This window comes from uncultured Massilia sp. (assembly GCF_913773735.1).
Classification (GTDB): Bacteria; Pseudomonadota; Gammaproteobacteria; order Burkholderiales; family Burkholderiaceae_D; genus Telluria.
This window is the reverse complement of record NZ_CAJYEB010000039.1, coordinates 25,515-41,590: the sequence shown is the minus strand read 5'-3', so window position 1 is coordinate 41,590 and position 16,076 is coordinate 25,515. Positions and strand designations below refer to the sequence as shown.

Annotated in this window: 12 protein-coding genes and 1 pseudogene; 7 read left to right on the top strand and 6 right to left on the bottom strand. The window is 71.1% G+C overall.

Annotated features, from left to right (window positions below; all coding sequences use genetic code 11):
- Positions 1-18: 18 nt before the first annotated feature.
- Both QZ749_RS20210 and metE read right to left on the bottom strand, forming a co-directional pair.
- Positions 19-138 (bottom strand): annotated as a pseudogene (locus tag QZ749_RS20210) (LysR family transcriptional regulator); the annotation flags it as partial.
- Positions 139-166: 28 nt separating this feature from the next.
- Complete coding sequence (gene metE, locus QZ749_RS20205) at positions 167-2,503, bottom strand: 5-methyltetrahydropteroyltriglutamate--homocysteine S-methyltransferase (protein ID WP_296950455.1); 2,337 nt, start codon at positions 2,501-2,503, stop codon at positions 167-169.
- Between the two features lie 98 nt (positions 2,504-2,601).
- Here metE and QZ749_RS20200 point away from each other — a divergent pair, with 98 nt between their 5' ends.
- Positions 2,602-3,489: a LysR family transcriptional regulator gene (locus QZ749_RS20200; protein ID WP_296950453.1), complete on the top strand. Its 888-nt coding sequence runs from the start codon at positions 2,602-2,604 to the stop codon at positions 3,487-3,489.
- Positions 3,490-3,535: 46 nt separating this feature from the next.
- On the opposite strand, the gene QZ749_RS20195 is transcribed toward QZ749_RS20200, so the two are convergent.
- Positions 3,536-4,051, bottom strand: a complete 516-nt coding sequence (locus QZ749_RS20195; protein WP_373896842.1) for a DUF1993 family protein — start codon at positions 4,049-4,051, stop codon at positions 3,536-3,538.
- Between the two features lie 204 nt (positions 4,052-4,255).
- On the opposite strand from QZ749_RS20195, the gene QZ749_RS20190 reads away from it, so the two are divergent.
- Complete coding sequence (locus QZ749_RS20190; RefSeq protein WP_296950448.1) at positions 4,256-6,763, top strand: PAS domain-containing protein; 2,508 nt, start codon at positions 4,256-4,258, stop codon at positions 6,761-6,763.
- Positions 6,764-6,800: 37 nt separating this feature from the next.
- Here QZ749_RS20190 and QZ749_RS20185 read toward each other — a convergent pair whose 3' ends face one another.
- Positions 6,801-7,967: a mandelate racemase/muconate lactonizing enzyme family protein gene (locus QZ749_RS20185; RefSeq protein WP_296950445.1), complete on the bottom strand. Its 1,167-nt coding sequence runs from the start codon at positions 7,965-7,967 to the stop codon at positions 6,801-6,803.
- A gap of 114 nt (positions 7,968-8,081) precedes the next feature.
- Here QZ749_RS20185 and QZ749_RS20180 point away from each other — a divergent pair, with 114 nt between their 5' ends.
- The gene (locus QZ749_RS20180; RefSeq protein ID WP_296950596.1) at positions 8,082-8,975 is read left to right on the top strand and encodes a LysR substrate-binding domain-containing protein; all 894 of its coding nucleotides are present in this window, start codon (positions 8,082-8,084) and stop codon (positions 8,973-8,975) included.
- Between the two features lie 348 nt (positions 8,976-9,323).
- Here QZ749_RS20180 and QZ749_RS20175 read toward each other — a convergent pair whose 3' ends face one another.
- A complete protein-coding gene (locus QZ749_RS20175; RefSeq protein WP_296950441.1) occupies positions 9,324-9,728 on the bottom strand; it encodes a hypothetical protein in 405 nt (134 codons plus the stop codon).
- A 233-nt stretch (positions 9,729-9,961) separates the two neighbouring features.
- Here QZ749_RS20175 and QZ749_RS20170 point away from each other — a divergent pair, with 233 nt between their 5' ends.
- Positions 9,962-10,849, top strand: coding sequence for an SDR family NAD(P)-dependent oxidoreductase (locus tag QZ749_RS20170; RefSeq protein WP_296950439.1), 888 nt, complete (start codon positions 9,962-9,964; stop codon positions 10,847-10,849).
- Positions 10,850-10,859: 10 nt separating this feature from the next.
- On the opposite strand, the gene QZ749_RS20165 is transcribed toward QZ749_RS20170, so the two are convergent.
- The gene (locus QZ749_RS20165; protein WP_296950437.1) at positions 10,860-11,120 is read right to left on the bottom strand and encodes a hypothetical protein; all 261 of its coding nucleotides are present in this window, start codon (positions 11,118-11,120) and stop codon (positions 10,860-10,862) included.
- 180 nt (positions 11,121-11,300) lie between these two features.
- Between QZ749_RS20165 and QZ749_RS20160 the strand changes: the two genes are divergently transcribed.
- Genes QZ749_RS20160 through QZ749_RS20150 form a run of 3 tightly spaced genes read left to right on the top strand, consistent with a single transcriptional unit; the run spans position 11,301 to position 16,052 of the window.
- Complete coding sequence (locus QZ749_RS20160; RefSeq protein WP_296950434.1) at positions 11,301-13,643, top strand: FdhF/YdeP family oxidoreductase; 2,343 nt, start codon at positions 11,301-11,303, stop codon at positions 13,641-13,643.
- A 9-nt stretch (positions 13,644-13,652) separates the two neighbouring features.
- Positions 13,653-15,053: a cytochrome ubiquinol oxidase subunit I gene (locus QZ749_RS20155; RefSeq protein ID WP_296950432.1), complete on the top strand. Its 1,401-nt coding sequence runs from the start codon at positions 13,653-13,655 to the stop codon at positions 15,051-15,053.
- Between the two features lie 15 nt (positions 15,054-15,068).
- Positions 15,069-16,052, top strand: coding sequence for a cytochrome d ubiquinol oxidase subunit II (locus tag QZ749_RS20150; RefSeq protein WP_296950428.1), 984 nt, complete (start codon positions 15,069-15,071; stop codon positions 16,050-16,052).
- The last annotated feature ends 24 nt before the right edge of the window (positions 16,053-16,076 follow it).

Here is a 16,076-nt window from a genome sequence, read left to right as displayed (position 1 = left end):
CTGGCGAACGTGCCACGCTCAGTCGGCGAACAGGCCGGCGACGGCCGCGCGCAGCCAGATGCTGGCGTCGTCCTTGTGGTACTTGCGGTGCCAGTGCTGGCGCAGGTCGAACTTCGGGATTTCCAGCGGCGGCTGGATCATGCGGATGCCGGCGATCGGCGCGCGTTCAGGCCGCCCGCCGCAACTCCCGCGCCGCCTCCACCATATTGCGCAGCGCCGGCAACACCTCGTCCCACTGGCGCGTCTTCAGGCCGCAATCAGGATTGACCCACAGGCGCCGCGCCGGGATGCGCTCGGCCGCCTTCCTCATCAGCCGCACGATGTGTTCGCGCGTGGGAATGTTCGGCGAGTGGATGTCGTAGACGCCCGGGCCGATCCCGTTCGGGTAGCGGAAGTCGTCGAAGGCGTCGAGCAGTTCCATGTTCGAGCGCGAGGTCTCGATGGTGATCACGTCGGCGTCCATCGCGGCGATCGAGGCGATGATGTCGTTGAACTCCGAATAGCACATGTGCGTGTGGATCTGGGTGCGGTCCTGCACGCCGTTGGCGCTGATGCGGAAGGCCTCGACCGCCCAGTCCAGGTAGTCCTGCCACTGGGCGCGGCGCAGCGGCAGGCCCTCGCGCAGCGCCGCCTCGTCGATCTGGATCACGCGCACCCCGGCGCGCTCCAGGTCCAGCACTTCGGCGCGGATGGCCAGGGCCAGTTGCAGGCAGGATACCCGGCGCGGCTGGTCGTCGCGCACGAAGGACCAGTTCAGGATCGTCACCGGGCCGGTCAGCATGCCCTTCATCGGCTTGTCGGTCAGCGACTGGGCGTAGGCGATCCATTCCACCGTCATCGGATGCGGGCGGCGGATGTCGCCGAACAGGATCGGCGGCTTGACGCAGCGCGAGCCGTAGGACTGCACCCAGCCGGCCTGGCTGAACGCATAGCCCTCGAGCTGTTCGCCGAAGTATTCGACCATGTCGTTGCGTTCCGCCTCGCCGTGCACCAGCACGTCCAGGCCCAGCGCTTCCTGCTCGCGCACGCTGCGTGCGATCTCGGCGCGCATCGCGGCGCGGTAGCCGTCGGCGTCCAGCGTCCCGGCCCGCAAGGCGCTGCGCGCCTGGCGGATCTGCGCCGTCTGCGGGAAGGAACCGATGGTGGTGGTCGGGTAGGCCGGCAAGTCGAGCAACGCGGCCTGTTCGGCGGCGCGCGCCGGGTAGGGGCTGGCGCGGCGGCCCAGGCCGGCGTCGACGGTCGCCACGGCCGCCTGCATGGCCGGGTCGTTGACGCGCGGCGAGGCCCGGCGCGACGCCAGCGCGGCGGCGTTGGCGGCCAGCGCATCGGCGACCGCGCCGCGGCCGGCGCGCAGCGCCTGCGCCAGCACGCGCAGCTCGTCCAGCTTCTGGCGCGCGAACGCCAGCCAGGACTTGACGTCGGCGTCGAGCCTGGTCTCGCCGTCCAGGTCGACCGGCACGTGCAGCAGCGAGCACGAGGGCGCGATCCAGAGCCGCTCGCCGAGGCGCTCGGCGACCGGCTCCAGCCAGTCCAGCACCGCGGCCAGGTCGGTCTTCCAGATGTTGCGGCCATTGATCACGCCCAGCGACAGCACCTTGTGGTCGGGCAGCAGGTTCAGCAGCGGGCGGATGTCGTCGTGGCCGTTGACGGCGTCGATGTGCAGGCCGGCCACCGGCAGGTTGGCGGCCAGGTATTGGTTGTCCTGCAGCTGGCCGAAATAGGTCGCCAGCAGCAGCTTGACCGGGCAGGCCTTCAGGTGGTGGTAGGCGGCGTTGAAGGCGTGCCGCCAGTCGGCGTCGAGTTCCGTCACCAGGATGGGCTCGTCGACCTGCACCCATTGCACGCCCTGCGCGGCCAGGGTGCACAGCAGCTGCGAATACGCTTCCAGCAGGGCCGGGAGCAGGTCCAGCCGGTTCGATCCGTCCCTGGCCTTGCCCAGCGCCAGGTAGGTGACCGGGCCGATGATCACCGGCTTGGCGGGCACGCCCCGGTCCCTGGCCTCGGCCAGCTGGGCCAGCAGGCGCGCGGCGTCCGGCGCGAACGTGGTGGACGCCGTGAATTCCGGCACGATGTAGTGGTAGTTGGTGTCGAACCACTTGGTCATCTCGCCCGCCGCCACGCCGCCGCAGCAGTCCGCATGCACATCGCCCGCATGCACTGCGCCTGCATGCACAGCGCCCGCATGCGCGTCCTCCGCGTGCACCGAGCGGCCGCGCGCCACGCGGAAGTAATTGTCGAGCGCGTCGCCATGAAAGCCGCGCACGCGCTCCGGCAGGTTGCCCAGGGTGAAGCTCATGTCCAGCACTTGGTCGTAGAACGAGAAGTCGCCTACCGGCACCAGGTCGAGCCCGGCCTGGTCGTCCCAGTGGCGGCGGCGCAGCGACGCGCCGAGGGCTTGCAGGTCGGCGCGCGTGGACTCGCCCTTCCAGTAGGACTCCAGGGCGAACTTCAGCTCGCGCCTGGCGCCGATGCGGGGGAATCCCAAGTTATGAACGGTGACCATGCAAACTCCATGAATGATTGAATTCGTTCATGGTAAATAGGCATATCAATGAAGTAAAATGGTATTAATTCACATATCCATGCAATCCATTCATAAATATGCTCGAGCGTTCCCATCTTGAGATCCTGTTCGAAGTGCGCCGCCAGGGGTCCGTCACCGCCGCCGCCGAGGCGCTGCACCTGAGCCAGTCGGCGCTGAGCCACAGCATGAAGAAGCTGGAGCAGCAGGCCGGCACCGAGATCTGGAGCCGCGAGGGCCGCTCGCTGCGCCTGACGCAGGCGGGGGAGTACCTGCTCGCGGTGGCGCAGCGCCTGCTGCCCCAGCTGGCGCTGGCCGAGGAACAGCTGGCCCAGTACGCCCAGGGCGAGCGCGGCACGCTGCGCATCGGCATGGAATGCCATCCGTGCTACCAGTGGCTGTTGAAGGTGGTCGCGCCCTACCTGGCGGCGTGGCCGCTGGTCGACGTGGACGTCAAGCAGAAGTTCCAGTTCGGCGGGATCGGGGCGCTGCTGGGCTACGAGATCGACCTGGTGGTCACGCCCGACCCGGTGCTGCGCCCGGGCCTGCGCTTCGAGCCGGTGTTCGGCTACGAACAGGTGCTGGTGGTGCACGAGGCGCACCCGTGGGCCGGCCAGGAGGAGGTCCGGCCCGAACAGCTGGCCGGGGAAACCCTGATCACCTATCCGGTGCCGATCGACCGCCTCGACATCTACAACCTGTTCCTGCTGCCGGCGCACTGCGCGCCGCGCCGGCACAAGACCATCGAGACCACCGACATCATGCTGCAGATGGTGGCCAGCGGCCGCGGCGTGACGGCGCTGCCGAAGTGGCTGGTGACCGACTACGCGCCGCAGCTGCGGCTGCGCACGCTCAGGCTCGGCCCGAACGGCATCCGCAAGCACATCCACCTGGGCGCGCGCGAGGCCGACTGGGACACCGACTACCTGCACGCCTTCGTGGCGCTGGCGCGCCAGACCGGCCAGTAGGCGGGCGGCGGCCGACGGTGCCGGCCGCGGGGAAGACGGCTGCGGCCTACAGCGGCGCGAACGGCCCCAGGTAGTCCAGCTTGCCGATGCGCACGCCCTGGTTGCGCAGAATGCCGTGGGCGATGGCGATGTGGAAGTAGAAGTTCGGCAGCGCGAACGTGGTCAGGTAGCTGGCGCCGGTGAACGCCGCGCCGGCAGCGCCGAAGGTCAGCACCACCTCGCGCTCTTCGCCCGCGTCGAGGCTGGCCGTGTCCACGCTTTCCAGGTAGGCGATGGTCTTCGCGATGCGTTCCTGCAGCTGGTCGAACGAGGTCTCGTCGTCGGCGAACTTCGGGGCGTCCACGCCGCTCAGGCGCTGGGCGGCGAACTTCGACGTGTCGCTGGCGCGCTGCACCTGGGCCGACAGCGGCAGCATGTCCTCCGCCAGGCGCGCGCCCAGCAGGGCTTCCGGCACCATGCCGGCTTGCGCCGCATGCTCCTCGCCCTTCTTGAGCAGGGCGGACAGGACGTTCAGGCCGCGCACGAAAGCGGGCACGGAGGCTTGGGACATCGTCAGGGACATGGTTTCCTCTTCATGGGGACGGGTTGAATTGTGATCGTAATTTGCACAATTAAAACTGTCAAGCGCCGCCGCGTGCGCAGGCCCGTCATGCAACGGGCATGCACGCAGCCGTCGTGCGCCGCCCGGCCCCGCGCAATGCCGGCCAGCATTGCCCCGTGCGGGTACAATGGCCGCCAACGACCACCCTGTACATACGGATCACCGATGCCCACCCCCTGCGACCCCGGCCGGCCTGCCGTCACCGACACCATGCCGCCGCCCGGCGCCACCCCGGCCGCGGGGCTTGCCGGCCCGCCGGCACACTGGCCGGCGGCGCCGCGCTGCGCCGTCGCCATGGCCGGCGATGCGCCGCTGCCGATGTGCGTGGCCTGGGGCGGGGACCTGGCCACGTCCTGGAACGCGCGCTTCGCCGCGCTGCTGCCGGCCGCACTGGCGCCCGGGACGCCGCTGTGCGCGGCGCTGGCCGCGGCCTGGCCGGACGCGCGCGACGCGCTGGCGCCGCTGGTCGAACGGGTGCTGGGCGGCGAAGGGGTGCGCAGCGCCGACCTGCCGTTCCCGGTTGCGGGCGCCGGCGCGCAGGCCTGGCACGCGCTGGCGCTGACGCCGTTGCGCGACGAGGACGGCGCGGTGCGCGGGCTGGCCTGTACGGTGTGGGAGACCACCGATGCCGTGCTGGCGCGGCAAAGGCTGGCGCGCCAGGCGGACGAGGCCAGCCGCAGCGACGAGCAGGCGCGCGAGGCCGTCGAGCGCTATCGCCTGGCGCGCCTGGCGACCAACGACGCCATCTGGGACTGGCGGCTGAACGACGGCCACGTCGTCTGGAACCGCGCCCTGCGCGAGCTGTTCGGCCACGACCTGGAGCAGACCTCCGCCGACTGGTGGCTGGCGCACATCCACCCGGAAGACCGGCCGCACATCGACGCGAGCATCCATGCCGTCATCGATGGCGACGGCGCCGCCTGGTCCGGCGAATACCGCTTCCGCCGCGCCGACGGCAGCTATGCCGAGATCTTCGACCGCGGCACGGTGCTGCGCGACGCCGCGGGCCGGCCGCTGCGCATGATCGGCGCCATGGTCGACCTCAGCGAACGGCGCGCCACGCAGCGCGCGCTGCACGAGAGCGAGCGCCTGTTCCGCACCCTGTTCGAGTCGATCGACGAAGGCTTCTGCGTGATCGAGTTCCTGGACGGCCCGCACGGGCCGCTGAGCGACTACGTGCACGTGATGGCCAATCCGGCCTATGCGTCGAACGCCGGCATCGAGGACGTGGTCGGGCAGCGCGTGCGCGACATGGTGCCGCTGGAAGCCGACGGCTGGGTCGAGATCTACCGGCGCGTGCTGCTCACCGGCGAACCGGTGCGCTTCGAGCGCGAACTCGAGCGCACCGGCCGCTACCTGGAGCTGGCCGCGCTGCGCATCGAGCCGGTGGAGCGGCGCCAGGTGGCCGTCCTGTTCCAGGACATCACCAAGCGCCACCGCGCCGAACTGGCGATGCGCGGCATGAACGACGTGCTCGAGCGCCGCGTCGCCGCGGAGGTGGCCGAGCGCGCGCGCACCGAGGACGCGCTGCGCCAGGCCCAGAAGATGGAAGCCGTGGGCAAGCTCACCGGCGGCATCGCCCACGATTTCAACAACATGCTGGCGGTGATCTCGAACGCGCTGGAACTGCTGGGGCGGCGCGCGGGCGCCGACGAGCGCATGCTGCAGTACGTGGCGATGGCGAAGGGCGGGGTGCGGCGCGCCTCCCAGCTGACCCAGCGGCTGCTGGCCTTCTCGCGCCAGCAGCCGCTGCGGCCGGTCGCGCTGGCGCCGAACGCGCTGGTGGCGGGCATGTCCGAACTGCTGCGCCATTCGCTCGGCGCCGACATCGCCTTCGAGACCGTGCTGGCGCCGGACGCCTGGCCGGTGCATGCCGATCCGAACCAGCTCGAGAACGCCATCCTGAACCTGGTCGTGAACGCGCGCGACGCGATGGAGCGGGGCGGCCGCCTGGTCATCGAGACCGCCAACCGCGACCTGGACGAACGGGCCGCCGCGCCCGGCGCCCTGGCGCCCGGCGCATACCTGATGATCGCCGTCGGCGACACCGGCGCCGGCATGTCGGCGGAGGTGATGGCGCGCGCCTTCGATCCGTTCTTCACGACCAAGGAAGTCGGCCGCGGCACGGGGCTGGGCCTGAGCCAGGTGTACGGCTTCGTGCGCCAGTCCGGCGGCCACGTCGAGATCGACTCGATGCCGGGAACGGGAACGATCGTGCGGATCTACCTGCCGCGCCACGGGCAGGCGCCGCGCGAGCTGCACGCGCCCGCGCCCGCGCCGCTGGCGGGCATCCCGCGCGCGCGGCCGCACGAGGAAGTCCTGGTGGTGGAGGACGAGACGGCGGTGCGCGTGCTGCTGGCCGACATGCTGGCGGACCTCGGCTACCGCGTGTTCGTGGCGGAGGGCGGGAGCGCCGCCCTCCAGGTGCTGGAAGCGCAGCCCGGCGTCGGCCTGCTGCTCACCGACGTCGTCATGCCCGGCATGAACGGGCGCGAACTGGCCGAGGAAGCGCTGCGGCGGCGGCCGCGCCTGCAGGTCCTGTTCACCACCGGCTACAGCCGCGACATCATCGGCGCCGGCGACGTTCCCGGCCAGGAGAACCGGCCGATCGCCAAGCCGTTCGCGCTCGACGAACTGGCGGGCCGGGTGCGGGCGGCGTTCGACGCGGCCTGAGGCGCACCGGCGCGCGGCCATGGCGCCGGGGCGCGCCTCAGGCCGACAGCTTGCGCATCACCGCATGCAGGTCCGCCTTGCCCTCGTAGCCGATGCCCGGCAGGTCCGGCATCGTGATGTGGCCGTCTTCCACGGCCACGCCGTCCGGGAAGCCGCCGAAGGGCTGGAACAGGTCGGGATAGGATTCGTTGCCGCCCAGGCCCAGGCCGGCCGCGATGTTCAGCGACATCTGGTGGCCGCCGTGCGGAATGCAGCGCGCGGGCGACCAGCCGTGCTCGCGCAGCATGTCGAGCGTGCGCAGGTATTCGACCAGGCCGTAGGACAGGGCGCAGTCGAACTGCAGCCAGTCGCGGTCGGCGCGCATGCCGCCGTAGCGGATCAGGTTGCGCGCGTCCTGCATCGAGAACAGGTTCTCGCCGGTCGCCATCGGACGCGGGTAGTAGGCGCGCAGCGTGGCCTGCAGCTCGAAGTCGAGCGGATCGCCCGGTTCCTCGTACCAGAACAAATCGTACTGCGACAGCGCCTTGGCGTAGCGGATCGCGGTGTCGAGGTCGAAGCGGCCGTTGGCGTCGACCGCCAGTTTCTGCCCGTCCTGCAGCACCGACAGGATCGCATCGATGCGGCGCAGGTCCTCGTCCAGCGAGGCGCCGCCGATCTTTTTCTTGACCACCGTGTAGCCGCGGTCGATGTAGCTGCGCATCTCGTCCTTCAGTTTCCGGTGGTCCTGGTCCGGATGGTAGTAGCCGCCGGCGGCATACACGAACACCCTGCGCTGCGGCTTGCCGTCGCCGTAGCGCTCGGCCAGCAGCTGGAACAGCGGCTGGCCCGCGATCTTGGCGACGGCATCCCAGACCGCCATGTCGATGGTGCCGATGGCCACCGAGCGCTCGCCGTGGCCGCCCGGCTTCTCGTTCGTGAACATGCAGTTCCAGATCCGGTGCGGATCCAGGTTGGTGCCGGCGTCGTCGACGAGCGTGGCCGGATCGGCCTGCAGGATGCGCGGGATGAAGCGCTCGCGCATCAGGGTGCCCTGGCCGTAGCGGCCGTTGGAGTTGAAGCCGTAGCCGACCACCGGCTTGCCGTCCCGGATCACGTCCGTGATCACGGCCACGAGGCTCAGCGTCATCTTGCTGAAGTCGATGTAGGCGTTGCGGATGGGCGAACTGATCGGCAGGGTCTGTTCGCGGATGTCGACGATTCTCATGCGGTGCTCCGGGTGGGTTGGACAGCCCGTAGGGTAATCCGCGCGTGCCGACTTATAATTTCCCCAAATTCAATTCAGAAGTGAGCGCCAGTGAATAACGACCCGACCTGGGACATGCGCCTGTTCGTGCTGATCGCGCGCCACGGCAGCCTGGCGGCGGCGGCGCGCGCGCTCGACCTGACGCCGCCGGCCGCCACCAAGCGCCTCGCGGCCCTCGAGGCGCGCCTGGGCGTGCGCCTGCTGAACCGCACCACGCGCAGCCTGTCGCTGACCAGCGAGGGCGAAACCTACCTGCAGCACGCGACGCGCATCCTGGCCGACATCCGCGAGATGGAAGACGTGCTGGCGCAGGGCCGCGCCACGCCGCGCGGCCTGCTGCGCGTGAACGCGACGCTGGGGTTCGGGCGCGACACGATCGCGCCGCTGGTATCGCGGTTCTGCGCGCGCCATCCGGAGGTGGAGGTGCAGATGGAGGTGACGGACCGCCCGGTGGACCTGGTGGAAAGCGGCTTCGACCTGGCGATCCGCTTCGGCGCGCTGCCCGACAAGCGCCTGAACGCGCGCCGCATCATGTCGAACCGGCGCTTCCTGTGCGCCTCGCCGGCCTACCTGGAAGCGCACGGCACGCCGGCCACGCTGGCCGACCTGGCGCGGCACCGCTGCATCGTCCACCGCCAGAACGACGACGCCCACGGCATCTGGCGCTTCCAGCACCACGACCACACCGAGGCCGTGAAGGTACGCGGCCGGCTCTCGAGCAACGACGGCGACATCGTCCTGGGCTGGGCGCTGGACGGCCACGGCATCCTGATCCGCTCGGAGTGGGACCTGGCCAGGTACCTCGACAGCGGCCGCCTGCGCGTCGTGCTGCCCGAGTTCACGCTGCCGGACGCCGACCTGTTCGTGTACTACCCGAGCCGGCGCAACCAGAGCGTGCGGATGCGGGCGTTCATCGATTTCCTGGTCGCGCAGTTCCAGGGCGGGCCGCGGCGCGGCGCTTCAGCGTAGCGCGGGCGCGCGGCCGCGTCTTCCAGCCGGAACGCGCTGACCAGCCGCTCCAGCCGCGCGGCCTGCTCCTGCAGGCTGCGCGCCGCCTCGGCGGCCTGCTGCACCGGCGTGGCGCTCCGCCGGGCCTCGTCCATGCAGCGCCGCCACGTCCTTCGCGGTCACCTTGTCGTACTGGTCGAGTTCCCAGGGGGCCGTCGAGAATCACGCAGACGGCAACTTCATGCGCGTGGCATCTGGGTGTGCGTGGGTGTCTGCGCAGGCGCCGCCACAAAAAAAACCCGGACGCGGCGAACGCGATCCGGGCGCAAGTGCCATCCGATCACGGGATGGCGGGGGAGACACGGGTGTTCAGCGGTCGGCGCCGTCCGCGCCGATGGGCGCGCTGGCCGCGCGCACGGCCGCGGCGGCGAGTGCGGCCTCGTCCGGGAACGGCGCGAGCACGATGCCGGGCAGCGGCAGGGCATGGGCCAGCAGCAGCAGGCGCGCCCGTTCCAGGCGCTTGTGCGCCACGTAGCGCTGCAGCGGGATGCCGACGAAGGCGGCGAAGGCGCTGGCAAAGCGTCCGGCGCCCAGGCCGCAATGGCGGGCCAGCGTGGTGACGTCGAGCCGGCCGTCGAGGTGGGCCTCGATGTAGGCGAGCGCGCGCTGCAGGCGCAGCCGTTCGAGGCGCCGGCGCCGCGCCGCGGGCCGCATGCGCCAGCCGGCGGGCCGCGCCGGCTGGTCGTGGTGCGGCGTAATGGTCAGCTGCTGCATGTTCGCCTCCGTGGGGTTGTCCGATGGGTTCCAAGGTACGCCTGTCGCGCCGCCCGGGCAATCATACGAAAGGATGGCTGCCCATACCTTCGGATGGCGCGTCCGTCATGCGCTCGGAATTTTAGGCAAGGATCTCGGAGCTTCGCCCATGGAGCATGGCGCCGCCATTCCATAGAATCCTCCTGCGGCGCATTGCCGCATTCCGTTTCCACCGGCCGCAGGAGGACACCACGATGCCGCACGATCCCACTCTCACCTGGTTCATCGCCGACGCCACGGCGGGCCTGGCCGCCGCCCTGGCCGAGGCCGTGCTCGACGCCGGCCAGCGCGCCGTGCTGGCGGCGCGCGATCCCGACCGCCTGCAGGCGCTGGCCGCGCGCCATCCGGGCCGCGCCGCGGTGGTGGCGCTCGACGTCACCGATGGCGCCGGCATCGACCGCGCCGTGCGCGCGGCCGAACAGGCCTTCGGGCGCATCGACGTGCTGGCCGCCAGCGCGTTCCAGCATTACCTCGGCGCCGTGGAAGAGGGCGACGAGGCCGCGCTGCGCGGCCTGTTCGAGGAAAACGTGTTCGGTCCGGTGAACCTGGCGCGGCGCGTGCTGCCGGCGATGCGCGCGCGCCGCGCCGGCCACGTGGTGCTGCTGGCGCGCGGCACGCCGGCGGCGCCGGCCGGGGAAGGCTTCGGCCACGCGGCGCGTTCGGCCCTGGAAGCCCTGGCCGAGGCCATGTTCCACGAGGTCGAGCGGTTCGGCATCGGCGTCACGCTGGTCGACCCGGGCGCGCACGAGGAAGGCGGCTGGGACGTGGCCGCGCCGGCGCGCGGGATGATTCCCGCGCCGATCGCCGACTACGCCGACCTGGCGCACCGCCATCCGGCCGCGCTGCGCGGCGTGCAGCCGGACCGGGCGCGCGCGGCGCAGGCCATCCTGCGCGCCGTCGAGGCCGGGCGCGGACCGCTGCGCCTGGTGCTGGGCCGGGCCGCGCTGCAGCGCGCCTACGACCGCCTGCGCGTGCTGAAGGTCGGCTTCGACGCCTGGGCCGAACTGGCCGCGTCGGCCGATCCGGAGCTGCCGCCGCCGGCGCGCGGCGGACCGCGCGGCGCAGGGCGGGCGCGCGCCTAGACGCGCGGTGTCAGGACGGCTGTGCCGCCAGCGTCCCGCACAGCAGGCGGCCGCTGGCGCTCAGGCGGATGCCGGCTGCGCCTTGCGCATCGTGCTCGATGGCGATCCAGCCGCCGCCGGCGAGCGTCGTGAGGTCGCGCATCAGGTCGCTCATGCGGCAGTCGCACAGCTTGCGCAGCCGCGCCAGCGAGCAGCCGCCGGGAGCCTGCGCCTCGGCGTCGCGCAGTGCCAGCAAGATGGTGGCCGGCCGGGCCAGCGTCGCTTCGTTCATCGTCGTTCCTCCTGTTGATGGCAACCGCGCCAGCATGGCCTCGCGCCGCCGCGGCCAGCGGCACAGTTGCGGCCGCGCGCGGGGAGCACAGCACTGTACTGCTGCGATCCCCCCCGACGTGTACCGGTCCGCGCCGCGGGGTGCGGGTTACCGTCTGCGTGTCCATGAAAGGAGCACGCAATGGCTGACGACACGACGCACGACACCGGGCAAGACATCGGGCACGACGCAGAAAACCAGGGCAGGGTCGCCCCCTACACGCACGCCGCCGCCGGCTGGGGCGCCCTGAAATTCGTCGCCCTCAACCTGTACCGCGAAAAGGTGCAGGGGCTGAACTACAAGATGCTGTTCGGCCAGAACCAGCCGGGCGGCTTCGACTGCCCGGGCTGCGCTTGGCCCGACCGCGAGCACGCGTCGACGTTCGAGTTCTGCGAGAACGGCGTCAAGGCGGTGGCGGCCGAATCGACGAGCAAGCGCGTCACCCCGGAATTCTTCGCCGCGCACACCGTGGCGGAGCTGATGCGCGAGTCCGACTACGCGCTCGAGCAGCATGGCCGCCTGACCGATCCGATGGTGTACGACGCCAGCACCGACCGCTACGTGCCGATCGCCTGGAGCGACGCCTACGCCATGGTGGCGCGCCACCTGCGCGCGCTGCCCAGTCCCGACATGGCGGCCTTCTACACCTCCGGCCGGGCCAGCAACGAAGCCGCCTTCCTGTACCAGCTGTTCGTGCGCGCCTACGGCACCAACAACTTCCCCGACTGTTCGAACATGTGCCACGAGGCCACCAGCCGCGGCCTGCCGCAGACCGTGGGCGTCGGCAAGGGCACCGTCACGCTGGACGACTTCGAGCATGCCGACACCATCCTGATCTTCGGCCAGAACCCGGCCACCAACCACCCGCGCATGCTGGGCGAGCTGCGCGAATGCGTGAAGCGCGGCGCCACCATCGTGTCGATCAACCCGCTGCGCGAGCGTGGCCTGCAGCGCTTCACCGACCCGCAGAGCGTGATCGAGATGGCGACGATGGGCAGCACGACGATCAGTTCCTTCTTCGTCCAGCCGCGCCTGTCCGGCGACTTCGCGCTGATCAAGGCCGTGGCCAAGCGCACGCTGGAACTGGACGAGGCGGCGCGCCTGGCGGGCGCGCCGCGCGTGCTCGACATCGGCTTCATCGAGCGCCACACCACCGGCTTCGACGCCTTCGCCGCCGACCTGCGCGGGGAAGACTGGGAGCTGCTGGTGCGCGAGTCGGGCGTCGGGCGCGACCGCATCGAGCGGCTGGCGCAGACCTTCGTGCAGGGCCGGCGCGTGATCTGCACCTGGGGCATGGGCCTTACCCAGCACAAGAACTCGCTGCAGGCCGTGACGATGCTGTCGAACCTGATGATGATGCGCGGCCAGATCGGCATCCGCGGCGCCGGCCTGTGCCCCGTGCGCGGCCACTCCAACGTGCAGGGCAACCGCACGGTCGGCATCGAGGAGCAGCCCAGCCAGGCCTTCCTCGACCGCCTGCAGCAGGTGTTCGGCTTCGCGCCGCCGCGCCACCACGGCTACGACGTGGTGCGCACCATCGAGGCGATGATCGCCGGCGACGTCAAGGTGTTCATGGGCCTGGGCGGCAACTTCGCCAGCGCCACGCCGGACACGCCGCGCACCTGGGTGGGCCTGCGCAACTGCGACCTCACCGTGCACATGGCCACCAAGCTCAATCGCAGCCACCTGGTGCACGGGCGCGAGGCGCTGCTGCTGCCGGTGCTGGGCCGCACCGAGGTGGACGTGCAGGACGGCGTGGCGCAGGGCGTCACGGTGGAGGACTCGATGAGCATGGTCCATGTGTCGTACGGCATGAACCGTCCGGCCAGCCCGAACCTGCGCTCGGAGACGGCGATCGTGGCGGGCATCGCCCAGGCCACGCTGGGCAAGCACCCGGTCGACTGGGCGTGGCTCGCCGCCGACTATGCCCGCATCCGCGACCTGGTCGAGCAGGTGTTCGACGATTTCGAGGACTACAACGCGCGCATCGCCCGCCCGGGCGGCTTTCACCTGAAAGTGGCCTCGCGCGAGCTGGAGTGGAACACGCCGAGCGGCAAGGCGCAGTTCCTGGCGCACCCGGTCGACACCGACGGCCCGCTGCACCGCGCCAGGGCGCGGCACGGCGAGCGCCTGCTGACCCTGATGACCACGCGCTCGCACGACCAGTACAACACCACCGTGTACGGGCTGGACGACCGCTACCGCGGCGTGTTCGGCCTGCGCCGCGTGCTGTTCGCGAACGCCGAGGACATCGCCATGCTCGGCTTCGCGGACGGCCAGCACGTGGACATCACCAGCGTCTGGGACGACGGCGTCGAGCGCCGCGCCGAGCGCTTCCGCCTGGTCGCCTACGACATCCCGCGCGGCTGCCTGGGCGCCTACTATCCGGAGACCAATCCGCTGGTGCCGCTGTCGAGCTTTGCCGACGGCTGCGGCACGCCCACCTCGAAATCGATCCCCGTGCTGCTGCACGCCTGCGCCTGAGGAGCCGCCATGAACCTGTTCACCACGCTGGACCTGTCGCGCCTGCAGTTCGCGCTGACGGCCGTGTTCCACATCCTGTGGCCGATCCTCACCATCAGCCTGTCGGCCTTCGTGTTCCTGGTCGAGGCGCTGTGGCTGCGCAGCGGCGAAGTGGTGTGGTATCGCCACGCGCGCTTCTGGAGCCGCCTGCTGCTGCTGAACTTCGCCGTCGGCGTCGTCAGCGGCATCCCGATGGAATTCCAGTTCGGCACCAACTGGGCCGGCTTTTCCGCATTCACCGGCCAGTTCGTCGGCAACATCCTCGGCTTCGAGGGCGCCATGGCCTTCATGCTGGAGGCGGGCTTCATCGGCATCATGATGTTCGGCTGGGGCAGGGTGCCGCGCGGGGTGCACCTGTTCGCCACCGGCATGGTGGCGCTGGGCTCGTCGATCTCGGCGTTCTGGATCATGGTGACAAATTCCTGGATGCAGACGCCGGCCGGCGTCGCCGTCGTCGACGGCAAGGTGGTCGTGACCGACTACGCGGCGGCGATCTTCAATCCCGGCATGGCCTTCGGCGTCGGCCACATGTGGGTCGCCGCGATGGAGACCGGCCTGGTCGTCGTGGCCGGCATCTCGGCCTGGCACCTGCTGCGGCGGCGCCAGCCGGCGTTCTTCGTGCGCTCGTTCAAGCTGGCGCTGCTCACCCTGGCCGTGGTCGCGCCGCTGCAGGTGGTGCTGGGCGACGCCAGCGGCGTCGAGGTGTTCGCGCGCCAGCCCGCCAAGGGCGCGGCCATCGAGGGCCACTGGGACACCAATGCGCCCGGCAGCGGCGCGTCCTGGTCGCTGCTGGCCTGGCCGGACCAGGACGCGCAGGACAACGCCTGGTCGCTCGAGGTGCCCGGCATGCTCAGCGTGCTCGGCACCCACAGCCTGCACGGCAGGGTGACCGGCCTGCGCGACATCCCGCGCGCCGACCAGCCGCCCATGCTGCCGCTGCTGTACTACGCCTTCCGCCTGATGGCCGGCATCGGCTTCGCCTTCCTGCTGCTGGCCTGGTGGACGGCCGTCGTGGTGCGCCGCACCCGGGGCGACCTGGCGGGCCTGCTGGCGCACCGGCGCCTGCTGTGGGCCTGGGTGCTGGCGATCCCGCTGCCCTACCTCGCCGTCGAATGCGGGTGGATCGTGCGCGAGGTGGGGCGCCAGCCCTGGGTCGTGTACGGCCTGCTGCGCACGCGCGACGCCGTCTCGGCGGCGGTGGCCGCGCCGGAGGTGGGCGCCACCATCGCCATGTTCCTCGGCTTCTACGTCGTGCTGCTGGGCGCCTTCTTCGTGTTCGCCCGCCAGTGGCTGCGCGCCGGACCGGACCTGGCGGCGCTGCCGCCCGCGCCCGACGCGGCGCTGTCCGCGGCGCCCGTCTCCTACCATTGAATCGAAAGGCAAGCCATGACCGCTTCCACCCACGACCTGCTCGCCAACGCCTGGTTCGTCCTGATCGGCCTGATGCTGGCGTTCTACGTGATCACCGACGGCTTCGACCTCGGCGTCGGCATCCTCAGCCTGTTCACCCGCCGCGAGGACCAGCGCGACCAGATCTTCGCGTCCATCGCCCACGTCTGGGACGCCAACGAGACCTGGCTGGTGGTGCTCGGCGGCGCCCTGTTCGGGGCCTTCCCGGCGGCCTACGCCGCATTGATGTCGCAGCTGTACCTGCCGGTGATGGGCCTCGTCGCCAGCCTGATCCTGCGCGGCGCGGCGATCGAGTTCCGCCACGCCGCCCGCGACAAGCGCGGCTGGGACCTGGCCTTCGGCCTGGGCAGCCTGGGCGCGGCGCTGGGCCAGGGCGTCGTGCTGGGCCGCTTGATCACCGGCCTGGCGCCCGGCGCCGGCAGCCTGGCGTTCGTGGCCGCCGCGGCCCTCGGGGTGACGGCCGGCTATGCGCTGCTGGGGGCCGGCTACCTGCTCAAGAAGACCGGCGGCGCGCTCGCGCGCCGGGCGCGCGGCTGGGTCGGCGCCAGCCTCGCCGCCACGCTGGCCATGGCTGCCGTGCTGACGGCCTTCACCCTGTTCTTCAGCGACCTGGGCCGCCAGCGCTGGACCCAGCCGGGCGCGATCGCGGTGCTGGCGGCGCTGGGCGCGCTGGCGCTGCTGGCCGCCGGCTGGATCGTCTACGCGTTGTTCGTCGGCGACCGGCGCGGGCCGTTCCGCGGCGCGCTGCTGCTGTTCCTGGCCTCGTTCGCGGGCCTCGCGTTCAGCCTGTTCCCGAACCTGGTGCCGGGCCGCCTGACGGTGCTGCAGGCGGCGTCGGACAGCACGACGCTGGTGTTCATGCTGCTCGGGATCGGCTTCGCGTTTCCCATCATGATCGGCTACAACCTGTACCAGTACCACGCCTTCCGCGGGCAGGTGGCCCAGGCGCCGCATTCCTGACCGCGTCCCGCCGCGCCGCTGCAT